Origin of the sequence: Skermanella stibiiresistens SB22, from assembly GCF_000576635.1 — a bacterium.
Taxonomy (GTDB): domain Bacteria; phylum Pseudomonadota; class Alphaproteobacteria; order Azospirillales; family Azospirillaceae; genus Skermanella; species Skermanella stibiiresistens.
The window spans coordinates 313,908-325,999 of record NZ_AVFL01000001.1 but is presented as its reverse complement, the minus strand read 5'-3'; the positions used below and the strand labels follow the sequence as shown (position 1 = coordinate 325,999).

Below are 12,092 nucleotides of genomic sequence, written 5' to 3'. Positions count from 1 at the left end.
TGGAGACTCCCTCATGCTGAACCTTACCCGCCGGGCGGCGCTCCTGGCTGGATTCGTCCTGGCCGCGGCCCCCCTGTCCATCGCGGTCTCCACCCCGGTTTCCGCCCAGGACCGGACGCCGATCCGCTTCACCCTGGATTGGAAGTACCAGGGCATCCATTCCTGGTACTTCGTGGCCCAGGACAAGGGCTATTTCCGCGACGAGGGCCTGGACGTCACGATCGACCAGGGCGAAGGCTCCGCCGCGACCATCACCCGAATCATGTCGGGCGCCTATGACGCCGGGTTCGGCGACATCAACGCGGTGATCCAGCAGGCGGCGCAAAAGCCGGCCGACGCCCCGGTCATGGTCTACCAGCTCTACAACAGGCCGCCCTTCTCGGTGCTGACCAAGGCCGACAGCGGCATCGCCACCATCAAGGACCTGGCCGGCAAGAAGGTCGGCGGACCGGCGGGCAGCGCCGCGACCCGCCTGCTCCCGGCCCTGCTGGACCGGAACGGCGTCCCGGCCGCGTCGGTCGAGGTGCTGAACATGCAGCCGAACCTGCAGGAGCAGATGCTGATCCGGGGCGAGGTCGCGGCGTCGCTGGTCTTCAACGTGACCAGCTACGTCAACCTGATCCAGCAGGGACAGGACCCCGACAAGGGATTCCGCTGGATCGACTACGCCGACAACGGGCTCGACCTCTATTCCAACGGCGTGATGGTCTCCCAGAAGCTGGCGCGCGAGAAGCCGGATGCCGTCAAGGGCCTGGTGCGGGCGATCAACCGCGCCGTCAAGGACGTGATGGCCGACCCGGCTACGGGCGTCAAGGCGGTGACGGCGGTGGAACCGCTGATCGACGGCAAGAGCGAACAGCGCCGCATCCTGTTCGCGATGGACCGGCTGATCGTCTCGCCGGAGACGAGGGCGATCGGCCTTGGCGACGTGGACGACGCCCGGCTCGCGCGCTCGATCGACGTGATGGCCCAGGCTTACGAGTTGTCCAGCAAGCCCGTCCCCGGCAAGGTGTTCGACCGCTCGTTCCTGCCGCCGCTCGACGACCGCCGCGTGCCCGCGGCGACCAACTGAGGACCACCATGAGCCCCCCTCCGCCCAGCCGCCTGATCGACTGCGCCAGCATCCTCGAAGGTCCCGACCACAAGCCCGCGGGGTCGCGGCGGCTAACGCTGGCGGGCGGTCGGATCGCAGGAGTGGACGCGTCGCCAGCCGGTGCCGGCGATCCGCTGTTCGCCTTGCCCGTCCTGGTCAACGCCCACGACCACGCCCGTCCGGTGCGGTCGAGCTCCTTCGGCGCCGCCGGCAAGCCGCTGGAACTGTGGCTCCAATACCTGGCGCTACTGCCCGCCGTCGACCCCCACCTCGCCGCCGCCGCCTCGCTGGGCCGGAGCGTGCTGGGGGGAGCCGGCGCGGTCATGGTCCACCACACGCGGACCCAGGGGCTGACCGCCTTGCCGGAGGAGGCCGCCGAGGTGGCCCGCGCCGCGCGGGAGATCGGTGTCCGGATCGGCTTCGCGGTGGCGATGAAGGACAGGAACCCCCTGGTCTACGGCCCGTCCGAGGATCTGCTGGCGCTTATGCCGGAACCCGCGCGCGGCGAGATCGCCCGGCGCGCCGGGACCACTCCGATGCCGGTCGCCGACCAGATTCGGCTGGTGGACGAGGTCGCCGCCGCGGCCGCTGGCGAGTTGGTCGATGTCCAATACGGTCCCACCGGCGTCCAGTGGTGCTCGCCCGACCTGCTCCGGGCGGTGGCGGAGGCCTCGGGTGCCAGCGGACGGCGCGTCCACATGCATTGCCTGGAGACGCGATACCAGCGGGATTGGGCGGACGCTCATTTCCCCGGCGGGATGTTCCGGTTCCTCAAGGAGATCGGCCTGTTGTCGCCCCGCCTGACCCTGGCCCACTGCACCTGGGCGCGGCCGGACGAGCTGGAGCTGATCGCGGAATCCGGCGCCACCATCGCCGTCAACTCCGGCTCCAACCTGGGCATCCGATCCGGCATCGCCCCGGTCGCCGAGATGGTGGCGCGCGGCTGCAAGGTCGCGATGGGCCTGGACGGCTTGACGCTGAACGAGGACGACGACGCGCTGTGCGAGATGCGCCTGACCAACGCGCTGCATCGCGGCTGGGGCTTCGAGACAGCAATGACCGAGCGACAAATGCTCCGGGTGGCCGTCCTCAACGGACGCGCCGCCGTGACCGGCCGCGACGATGGCGGAGTGATCGAGCCGGGCCAGCCGGCCGACCTGCTGCTGCTCGACACCGGCGCGCTGGATGACGACCGGCTGGTGCCGGACCTGTGCCCGAGCGGGTTGCTGTTCGCGCGGGCCGGCGCCCGGCACATCGCCGAAGTGATCGTCGCCGGCAAGACGATCGCCCGGCGCGGCGAGGTGCTGGGCATCGACCACGACGGCGTCCAAGCGGAGCTGCTGGCGCGCCTGCGCCATGGCATGGGGAACAGCGCGGCCCTCCAGGCGGCCCTGCCGGAATTGGACCGGGCGATGTCCCGCCACTTCTCGGCGCCGCCATGCTGCTGACCTAGACCATCACACCCTCGCCCCGGAAAAGATCATGACATCAGCACCCACTCCCATGGTCGCCGTCCATCGCGTGGCGGCCTCCGGTCCCGACGACGTGTCGGGGCTGACCCGGCTGGTCGACAGCGGCGCCTTGGACCCCGCCGGCATCGTCGCCATCCTGGGCAAGACGGAAGGCAACGGCTGCGTCAACGACTTCAGCCGCGGCTTCGCCACCCAGAGCCTCGGCCTGTTCCTGCGCGACCATGTCGGGGCCGAGGCCGCCGCCGAGGTCTGCCTCGTCATGTCGGGCGGCACGGAGGGTGCCCTGTCGCCCCACTGGATCGTGTTCGAGCGGAAGTCGGCCGGTCAACTTTCCTCAAGCGGTTCCGCCCTCGCCCCATCACTCGCCATGGGAAGCGCCATCACCCCGCCCCTGCCTCCCGAGCATCTGGGTCGGCTGGCGCAGGTCGGGATGGTCGCCCAAGGTGTCCGCGACGCGATGGGACGGGCGCGGATCAACGATCCCTCGGCCGTGCATTTCGTGCAGATCAAGTGCCCGCTGCTGACCTCCGCCCGGGTCGCCGAGGCGGAGGCGCGCGGTCACGCCACCACCACGCGCGACACGCTGAAGTCGATGGGCCTGTCGCGCGGGGCCAGCGCCCTGGGCGTCGCGGTCGCCTTGGGCGAACTGCCGCTGGATGTCATCTCGGAAACCGCCATCGGCACCGACATGGGCCTGTGGTCGGGCCGCGCCAGCACCTCGTCGGGTATCGAGATCATGGGCCACGAGATCCTGGTGCTGGGGATGAGCCCGGACTGGACCGGCCCCTTGGCGATCGACCACGCCGTCATGGCCGACGCCGCCGATGTCGAGCCGGTCCGCGCGGCCTTGGACCGGCTGGGCCTAGGCCAGCCCGGACAGCTCGACGCGGCGGCGCGGGGCCGCGTCAGGACCGTGCTCGCCAAGGCGGAGGCGTCCCGCACCGGCACCGTGCGGGGGCTGCGCCACACGATGCTGGACGACAGCGACATCTCCGCGACCCGCCACGCCCGCGCCTTCGTCGCCGGCGTGCTGGCCGGGGCGACAGGCATGACCGACCTGTTCGTGTCGGGCGGCGCCGAGCACCAGGGTCCCGATGGCGGCGGTCCGGTGGCGATCATCGTGGAGCGTGCCTGAGGCGCGGCGCCATGCTAAGGACTGGGCCCAGTCACCCATGACCAATAACGGAGGAAGAAAAGACATGGAAAACTTGAAGGTCATCGTCAACAAGGACATCGTCTTCGACGCCCGCCTGGAATTGGCGGCGGCGCCCAAGACCTGCGAGGCGTTCATCAAGCGCCTGCCCTTCAATTCGCAGATCGTCCATGTCCGCTGGAGCGGCGAAGGCGTCTGGATCCCGCTCGGCGACTATGATTTCGGCGTCGGCTACGAGAACCACACCAGCTATCCCGCTCCCGGCCAGATCCTGCTCTATCCCGGCGGCATCAGCGAGACCGAGATCCTGCTGGCCTATGGCGGCGTCCAGTTCGCCAGCAAGATGGGCCAGCTCGCCGGCAACCACTTCATCACGCTGACCTCCGGCCTGGAGCGCCTGCCCGAGATCGGCAAGCTGGCCCTGTGGAAGGGTGCCCAGAGCATCACCTTCGAACAGGCCTGAAGCCTCGGGCGATCACCGCAACTCCACGGTGACGTGCGCCAATTCGTGGACGGGGGCCAGCCGTGACCGGATGACCTCGCCATCGGTGGCTCCCGAGCCCGTGACGCTGACGATGGCGGCGTGGGCTTCCGGTCCCACCCGCCAGACATGCAGGTCGGTGATCCGCACGTCGCCCGGCGCCTCGACATGCTGGCGAACCTCCGCCTCAAGCTCGGGATCGGTGGTGTCGAGCAGCACGGCCGCCGTGTCGCGCATCAGGCTGAAGGACCAGCGGGCGATCACGACCGCGCCGACGATCCCCATCAGCGGGTCGAGCCAGACCCAGTCCAGGTAGCGTCCCGCGATCAGCGCGACGATCGCCAGGACCGAGGTCAGGGCGTCGGCCAGGACGTGGACATAGGCGGAGCGCAGGTTGTTGTCCTGGTGCCGGGCACCGGCCCCGTGGTGGTCATGGCCGTGATCATGCCTATGGTGATGCCCGTGATGGTGGCCGCCCGACAGGAGCAGCGCGCTGGCGATGTTGACCGCCAGCCCGAGAACCGCCACCAGGGTCGCCTGACCGAAGGCGACGGTCGTCGGTTCCAGCAGCCGGACGACGGACTCGAAGGCGATGCCGACCGCCACCAACCCCAGCACCAGGGCCGAGGCGAACCCCGCCAGATCGCCGACCTTGCCGGTGCCGAAGCTGAAGCGGCGGCTGGTCGCGTGCCGCTTGGCGTAGGAATAGGCACCCGCCGCCACCGCCAGGGCACCCGCGTGCGTCGCCATGTGGAAGCCGTCCGCCAGCAGCGCCATCGAGCCGAACACGGCGCCCGCGACGATCTCCCCGACCATCATGACGGCCGTCAGGCCGACCACCCACAGGGTGCGCCTCGCGTTCTCGTCGTGCGCGCCGCCCAGGAAAACGTGGTCGTGGGTCAGGCCTTCGGTCCCGGATCCCATGCTCATCGCTCAGCCCATCCATCGTGTCATTTGTTGTAGCGGCGGATCACGGCGACCAGTTCCTCCGCCCCGGCGGCCCGCTGTTCGTCGGTCAGGCCGGGCTTCGCCACGTGCTCGCGCAGGTGGTCCTCGACGATCTCGTCCATCAGCCCATTGATGGCGCCCCGCGCGGCGGCGACGCGCTGGAGCGTGACCGAGCAATCGGCCTCCTCCATCAAAGACCGTTCGATCGCCTCGACCTGCCCGGCGATCCGCCGGACCCGATTGATCAGTTGCTGCTTGTTCGCGGTGGTGTGTCCCATACCCTACCCCAGTATAGTATATGGGACGTCCTGACCAGGGGAAATCCAATCCGGCGGATTGGTCTCACACCGACAGGTGATGCAGCGGCAGCGCCGTCTCGTACCGGACCTGCTTCAGCGCGAAGCTCGACTTGATGCTGGAGACGCCGGCCACCCGGGTCAGGTGGGTCTTGAGGAAATACTCGTACGCCGCCAGATCCGGCACGACGACGCGCAGCAGGTAATCGGCCTCTCCGGTCATAAGGTAGCATTCCACCACCTCGGGCCGATGCCGGATCGCCTCCTCGAAGGCGTCGAGCCGTTCCTCGATCTGCTTCTCCAGGGTGACGCTGACGAAGACGTTGACCGGCAGATCGACCGTCGCGGGATCGACCAGCGCCACATAGGTCCGGATCACGCCGCTGTCCTCCAGCGCCTTGACCCGGCGCAGGCAGGGCGAGGGCGACAGGCCCACGTCGGCGGCGAGATCGTTGTTGGCGATCCGCCCATCCTTCTGGAGCCGCGCCAGGATCTTGCGGTCGATCAGGTCCAGCCGGTGCTTTGGCATTCGGTTGCTCCATCAGCCTCATTCCCGGCAGATCATGCCACAAATCGCGCGGTGGCGCGGCCACTTCGCAACCAACTGCCGGGCGGCGGATGTTAACGTCGCAGCCTGTCCCCATACTGGAAGCGAAAACGACAATGGTTGACACAACGACCATCACCACCGGAACCATCGGGAACCGCGCCGACATCGACACCGTGGATTACCTGCGCGCGCTGGAGCGCAAGATCCTCTGGCTGGCCTCGTGGACGATCCACAACGCCAACCATGTCAGGCCCAACCTCGACGGTCTCAAGGTAGGCGGCCACCAGGCGTCGTCCGCTTCCATGGCGACCATCATGACCGCGCTGTACCTCTCCGCCTTGCGGCCGGAGGACAGGGTCGCGGTCAAGCCGCACGCCAGCCCGATCTTCCACGCGATCCAGTACCTGATGGGCAACCAGACGCGCGAGAAGCTGGAGAACTTCCGGAGCTTCAAGGGCGCCCAGAGCTATCCGTCGCGGACCAAGGATATCGACGACGTCGATTTCTCCACCGGGTCGGTCGGCATGGGCGTCGCCCAGACGCTGTTCTCGTCGCTGGTCCAGGATTACCTGAAGGCCCACGACTGGGCCACCGACCTCCCCGAGGGCCGCATGGTCGCCTTGCTCGGCGACGCCGAGATGGACGAGGGCAACATCTTCGAGGCCTTGCTGGAGGGTTGGAAGCATGGCCTCCGCAACACCTGGTGGGTGGTCGACTACAACAGGCAGAGCCTGGACGCGGTGATCCGCGAGGGCTTGTGGGAGCGGCTGGAAGGCATCTTCCGCAACTTCGGCTGGGATGTCGTGATCCTGAAGCACGGCGAGCTGATGCTGGAGGCCTTCAAGGAGCCCGGCGGCGAGACGCTGCGGGCCTGGATCGACAGCTGCCCCAACCAGCTCTATTCGGCGCTGACCTTCCAGGGTGGCGCCGCGTGGCGGAAGCGCCTGCTCGACGATCTGGGCGACCAGGGTCCCGTGTCGCGCCTGATCGAGAGCCGGTCGGACGACGAGTTGGCGCGTCTGATGGGCAACCTGGGCGGCCACGACTTGCCGTCGCTGCTGGCCGCCTTCGAGAACGCCCGCAAGCACGACCGGCCGGTCTGCTTCATCGCCTATACCGTCAAGGGCTTCGGCCTGCCGCTGGCGGGCCACAAGGACAACCACTCGGGACTGCTGACGCCCGCTCAGATGGACGCGTTCCGCGCCGCGCAGAACATCCGGCAGGGCCACGAGTGGGACCGCTTCGAGGGCTTGGGCATCGGTGAGGACCAGCTGGCGGCCTTCCTGGACACCGTCCCGTTCTTCCAGAAAGGCCGCCGCCGCTACACGGCACCGACCATCCCGGTGCCGGACACGCTGGTCGTGCCGTCGCAGCGGTCGCTGTCCACGCAGGCTGGCTTCGGCCTGATCATGAACGAGCTTGGACGCGACGGCGGCGGCTTGGCCGACCGCATCGTCACGACGGCGCCGGATGTCACGGTCTCGACCAACCTCGGATCGTGGGTCAACCGGCGCGGGCTGTTCGCCAAGGAGGCGATGGCCGACCTGTTCAAGAAGGAGCGGATCCCCTCGACCTATAGCTGGGAGTTCTCCCCCGACGGCCAGCATTTCGAACTGGGCATCGCCGAAGCCAACCTGTTCACCATGCTGTCGGCGCTCGGCCTGTCCCACTCGATCTTCGGCGAGCGGCTGCTGCCGATCGGCACCGTCTACGACCCCTTCATCTACCGGGGCGCCGACGCGATGAACTACGCCTGCTATCAGGATGCCCGCTTCATGCTGGTGGCGACGCCGGCCGGCGTGACGCTGGCTCCGGAAGGCGGCGCCCACCAGTCGATCGGCACGCCCCTGGTCGGCATGGCGCAGGACGGTCTCGCCTATTTCGAGCCGGCCTTCGTGGACGAGCTGGGCGTCATCATGCGGTGGGCCTTCGACTACATGCAGCGCGACGGCGAGGGACAGCCGGACGAGCGGAACTGGCTGCGCGACGAGACCGGCGGGTCCGTCTACCTGCGCCTGTCATCGCGGACGGTCGAGCAGCCGAACCGGACGATGACTCCCGACTTCGCCCACGACATCATCGACGGCGCCTATTGGCTGCGCCCGCCGGGGCCGAACTGCCAAGTCGTCGTGGCCTACACCGGCGCCGTGGCGTCCGAGGCGATCGAGGCGGTCGGCTTGATGGCCGAGGACCGGCGCGATGTCGGACTGCTCGCCATCACCTCCGCCGACCGGCTGCACGGCGGCTGGAGCGCCGCCCAGCGGGCGCGGGAGCGCGGCCAGACCAACGCCGTGTCCCATGTCGAGCGGCTGCTCGGCGGCGTGCCGCCCCATTGCGGCATCGTCACGGTGATCGACGGCCACCCCGCCACGCTGGCGTGGCTGGGATCCGTCCAGGGACATCGGACGCGGGCGCTGGGCGTCGAGCATTTCGGCCAGACCGGCACCATCGCCGACCTGTACCGGCATTTCGGCATCGACGCGCAGGGCATCGTGCTGGCGGGACAGGCCTTGGCGGCGGGTAGGCCGATCCGGCACCTGCACACCATAACCGCCTGATCCGACCAACGTCGGGTCAGCGTCAGGACGGCGCGTCGGCCAGCAGATCGGCCAGACGCGCCGCCGCCGGGATCATGCCGAACACAAGGGCGGGTTCGATGGTTTGGGTCCTGCCTTCCGCGACGAACGGCAGATTTCGCCACAGCGGGTTGCAGTCCAGCGTCGATTTGGCGCCCGGCGGCACCGGCTCGATCACCACCAATCGGGCGTCGGGCGTCTCGGCCAGCGCCTCGATGCCGACGGTGGCGAACCCCCACGCGTTGGTCGGTCCCGTCCAGGCGCTCCGCAGCCCGCCGCGCTCCAGCACCTCCTTGGGCAGGCTGCCGTCGCCATAGACGCGGACGTGCCGCGCGTCCATGAAGCTGACGACAAGGACGGGAAGCTCCGAGCCGCCGCCCATTTCGGACCCGACGCGGGAGAACGCCGCCTCGGCGTCCGCGACCAGCTCCTCGCCCGCCGCCTCGCGGCCGAGCAGGCGGGCGAGGTCGCGGGTGGCTTTGAGCGCGTTGTCCCACGGCCTCCTGTCCGCCGTGAAGGTCGTGAAGTTGACCGTCGGGGCGATCCGCTCCAGCCGGGCGCGCAATTTCTCCTGCTCGTCGGCGATCAGGATCAGGTCGGGCGCAAGGGCGCTCAGCAGTTCCAGGTTCGGCTCCATCCGCAAGCCGATATTGACCACATCCGGATCGAGCGGCGGCCCGCCGACATACCGGTCGTAGACGGTGGCCTCCGGCACCGCGATCGGGGGCACGCCCAGCGCGATCAGGGTATCGACCAGCCCCCAGTTGAGCGCCACGATCCGGCGCGGCGGCTGGTCGGCCGCCGCCACCGATACGGACCACGCGGCGAGGATCAGCGCCGCGACGATCCCGGCGACCCGGCTCACCAGCGGTACCGCACGCTGCCGATCACCGTTCGGCCGGCGTCGCGATAGCAATAGGCCGACGAACAGGTGACCTTGGTCTCGTCCAGCAGGTTGGTGGCGTTGACCTGGAGCCGAACCCCCTCCAGCTTCGGGCTGACCGCGTCGAGATCGTAGTGGACCGCCAGATCGACCAGGGTCCGCGCCTCGTTGTCGATGGTGTTCCGGTCGTCGCCATAGCTGGACCCGGTGTAGCGCACGCCGGCTCCAAGCCCGAATCCCTCGGCGAAGCCCGACATCACCTTGTAGTCGGCCCAGATCGACGCCGTGTGGAACGGGGTGCTGGACAGGGTCTTGCCCGTGGTCCCGGCGGCGCCCTCCTCGATCTCCAGATCGGTGTAGGCGTAGGAGGCGATCAGGTTGATCCCGTTGTCGAGTGTCGCCGTTCCCTCCAGCTCGAACCCGCGCGAGCGCAACCGGCCGCGCTGGACCTCGGTGTTGACGCCGTCGACCACCTCGAAGAACACGCCGTTCTCCTGCTCGATGTCGAACAGCGACGCCGTGATCATGGCGTTGCGGTTGGGCACCTGGAACTTGACGCCGATCTCCTTCTGCTCCGCCGTGGTCGCCTTGAACGCGGCGCCGTCGGGCCCGGTGCCGACATTGGGGGTGAACGAGGTCGAATAGCTGACATAGGGCGCCAGCCCGAAGCCCGTCTGGTACGACAGCCCGGCGCGGCCGGTGAATTCGTGGTCCGACTGGTCGCGCGTCGAGCGGCCCCCGGTCGTGAAATCGGGCGAGGTCGTCTCGGTCGAGACCCAATCCTGGCGGGCGCCCAGTGTCAGCGACCAGCCGCCGAGCTTCAGCTGATCCTGGAGATAGACGCCGGTCAGCCACTGCTTCTGCCCGCCGGAGAAACTGGCGTCGGGCGAGGCGATCGCCTGCGCCCCGTAGTTCCGGGTGACGGCGTCCAGATCGGGCGCTAAGCCGAAGCCGCTGCTCTGGTCGTATTTGACATAGCCGACATCGACCCCGGCCAGCAGCGTGTGGCGAACCGGCCCGGTCGAGAAATCCGCCTGCCCCTGGGTGTCGACCACGACCGTGTCGACATCCTCATAGCCGAGCCCGGTGGCGCGGCCGAAGACATCGCCCTCCCGCCCGGTGATGTAGACGTATTGCTGCTTGGTATCGAGATGGCCGTAGCGGAAGTTCTGGCGGACGGTGAAGGTCTCGTCGAACCGGTGCTCGAACTCGTAGCCGATCCGATGCTGGCGCTGCTCGAAATCGTTGAACCGGGGGTCGCCACCGAAGTAATCGGTGATGCCGTTGGCGTCGTTGTAATAGGCCGCGGTGCCGCCGGTCGTGGCGTCCATGAACTCGCCGAGCAGCGTCAGCGTGGTGTCGTCACCCGGCTTCCACGTCAGGGCGGGCGCCAGATAGACGCGGTCGTCGGGTACCGCGGCAAGCTCGGTGTCGCTGTCGCGCAGCAGGCCGGTCATCCGGAACAGCAGGTCGCCCTTGGCGGTCACCGGGCCGGAGAAGTCGAAATTGGTCTGATAGCGGTCGTGGTTGCCGGCCTGGACCTCGATCTCGTTCAGCGCCGTCTCGGTCGGCCGCTTGGTGATCAGGTCCACCAGTCCGCCGCCATTGCTGGCGCCGTACAGCATGGACGCCGGACCCTTCAGGATGGTGATGCCCTCCAGTCCATAGGGTTCCGTCCGGAAGATGCCCGACGGACTGTTGTACTGGCGCAGCCCGTCGCGGAAGATGCCGTTATAGGTGGCGGGAAAGCCCCGGACGAAGAACGCGTCGTAGCGCGGGTCGAAGCCATAGGCGCCGATCCGGGTGCCGGGCGTGTAGTTCAACGCGTCGGACAGGCTCTGCGGATTGCGGTCGTCGAGCTGTTGCTGGGTGATCGTCGAGATCGATTGCGGCACCTCCATCAGCGGGGTGTCGGTCTTGGTCGCCGTCCTGCTGGACTTCGCCACGTATCCGTCGCTGTCGATGACCTCGCCACCGGCGCCTTGCCGTTCGATCACGATCGGAGGCAGGGTGACCGCCGCCGGATCCTCGGTCGTCTGGGCCCCCGCCGGATGGGCCGCCGAGACCATCAGCAGCGGTACCGTCAGAAACCTCCTCATCGACCCATCCAAGCCCGCATGGCACTTCCCCCGTCCCTGTCACCCCATCAAAGCCGGCGCATCCGCGCCAGCGCGTTCGGGCAACTCTTAGAGGGCGAACCCAGTTAATGCAAATCATTATCAATCGCATTGTCGGGTTAACCCGGTGGGAAAAGCTTTCCGCGGCCCTGGCACGGCTAGTTCCTCATCAGCTTTATGGCGACGGTCAAACTCCTCCTCGACCTCGGCGATGCGCTGGAGGGTGACGCCGTGGGTGGAAGCCGTTCCACGCCGGTCCTGGACGCCTTTTTACGCTGGCTCTAGACGCCTTTTTACGCCAAGCCATTCACTTTGGCGGCAAGCCAATGACGATACGGTCAACAGCTATCTCGACATCCTGACCAAGCCCGGCATCGTCCAACTCCTCGGTGCCTGGACATCTACGAGCACTCGACTTCGGCGATCCGTTCTCAACCGTAGGTCGGGTAGAGCGAAGCGGCACCCAACAAGCAGGCGAGTTGGTGTCGGGTGCCGCTTCGCTCTACCCGACCTACGGCCACTA

The 12,092-nt window shown here is 68.1% G+C and carries 10 protein-coding genes; 5 read left to right on the top strand and 5 right to left on the bottom strand.

Translation table 11 applies throughout. The features are described from left to right. Nucleotides 1–13: 13 nt before the first annotated feature. The 4 genes from N825_RS01405 (at nt 14) to N825_RS01390 (ending at nt 4,181) form a co-directional block, all read left to right on the top strand. Nucleotides 14–1,072: an ABC transporter substrate-binding protein gene (locus N825_RS01405; protein ID WP_051511378.1), complete on the top strand. Its 1,059-nt coding sequence runs from the start codon at nt 14–16 to the stop codon at nt 1,070–1,072. An 8-nt stretch (nt 1,073–1,080) separates the two neighbouring features. Beyond that, on the top strand, nt 1,081–2,541 hold the full coding sequence (locus tag N825_RS01400) for an amidohydrolase family protein (protein WP_063833583.1): 1,461 nt from the start codon (nt 1,081–1,083) through the stop codon (nt 2,539–2,541). 34 nt (nt 2,542–2,575) lie between these two features. Next, nucleotides 2,576–3,700, top strand: a complete 1,125-nt coding sequence (gene atzD, locus N825_RS01395; protein ID WP_084164143.1) for a cyanuric acid amidohydrolase — start codon at nt 2,576–2,578, stop codon at nt 3,698–3,700. A 64-nt stretch (nt 3,701–3,764) separates the two neighbouring features. Continuing rightward, the gene (locus N825_RS01390; protein WP_037446020.1) at nt 3,765–4,181 is read left to right on the top strand and encodes a DUF3830 family protein; all 417 of its coding nucleotides are present in this window, start codon (nt 3,765–3,767) and stop codon (nt 4,179–4,181) included. 12 nt (nt 4,182–4,193) lie between these two features. On the opposite strand, the gene dmeF is transcribed toward N825_RS01390, so the two are convergent. The 3 genes from dmeF to N825_RS01375 form a co-directional block, all read right to left on the bottom strand. Next, nucleotides 4,194–5,129, bottom strand: a complete 936-nt coding sequence (dmeF, locus tag N825_RS01385; RefSeq protein ID WP_037446019.1) for a CDF family Co(II)/Ni(II) efflux transporter DmeF — start codon at nt 5,127–5,129, stop codon at nt 4,194–4,196. 20 nt (nt 5,130–5,149) lie between these two features. Next, on the bottom strand, nt 5,150–5,425 hold the full coding sequence (locus tag N825_RS01380) for a metal/formaldehyde-sensitive transcriptional repressor (RefSeq protein WP_037446018.1): 276 nt from the start codon (nt 5,423–5,425) through the stop codon (nt 5,150–5,152). A gap of 64 nt (nt 5,426–5,489) precedes the next feature. Beyond that, nucleotides 5,490–5,972: an Lrp/AsnC family transcriptional regulator gene (locus tag N825_RS01375; protein ID WP_037446017.1), complete on the bottom strand. Its 483-nt coding sequence runs from the start codon at nt 5,970–5,972 to the stop codon at nt 5,490–5,492. Between the two features lie 134 nt (nt 5,973–6,106). Between N825_RS01375 and N825_RS01370 the strand changes: the two genes are divergently transcribed. After that, complete coding sequence (locus N825_RS01370; RefSeq protein ID WP_084164141.1) at nt 6,107–8,551, top strand: transketolase; 2,445 nt, start codon at nt 6,107–6,109, stop codon at nt 8,549–8,551. Between the two features lie 22 nt (nt 8,552–8,573). Here the strand turns inward: N825_RS01370 and N825_RS01365 are convergent, their stop codons facing one another. Together N825_RS01365 and N825_RS01360 are read right to left on the bottom strand one after the other, a co-directional pair. After that, nucleotides 8,574–9,434, bottom strand: a complete 861-nt coding sequence (locus tag N825_RS01365; RefSeq protein ID WP_051511376.1) for an iron-siderophore ABC transporter substrate-binding protein — start codon at nt 9,432–9,434, stop codon at nt 8,574–8,576. After that, a complete protein-coding gene (locus tag N825_RS01360; protein ID WP_051511375.1) occupies nt 9,431–11,551 on the bottom strand; it encodes a TonB-dependent siderophore receptor in 2,121 nt (706 codons plus the stop codon). The genes N825_RS01365 and N825_RS01360 overlap by 4 nt, the downstream gene beginning before the upstream one ends. Nucleotides 11,552–12,092: the final 541 nt, after the last annotated feature.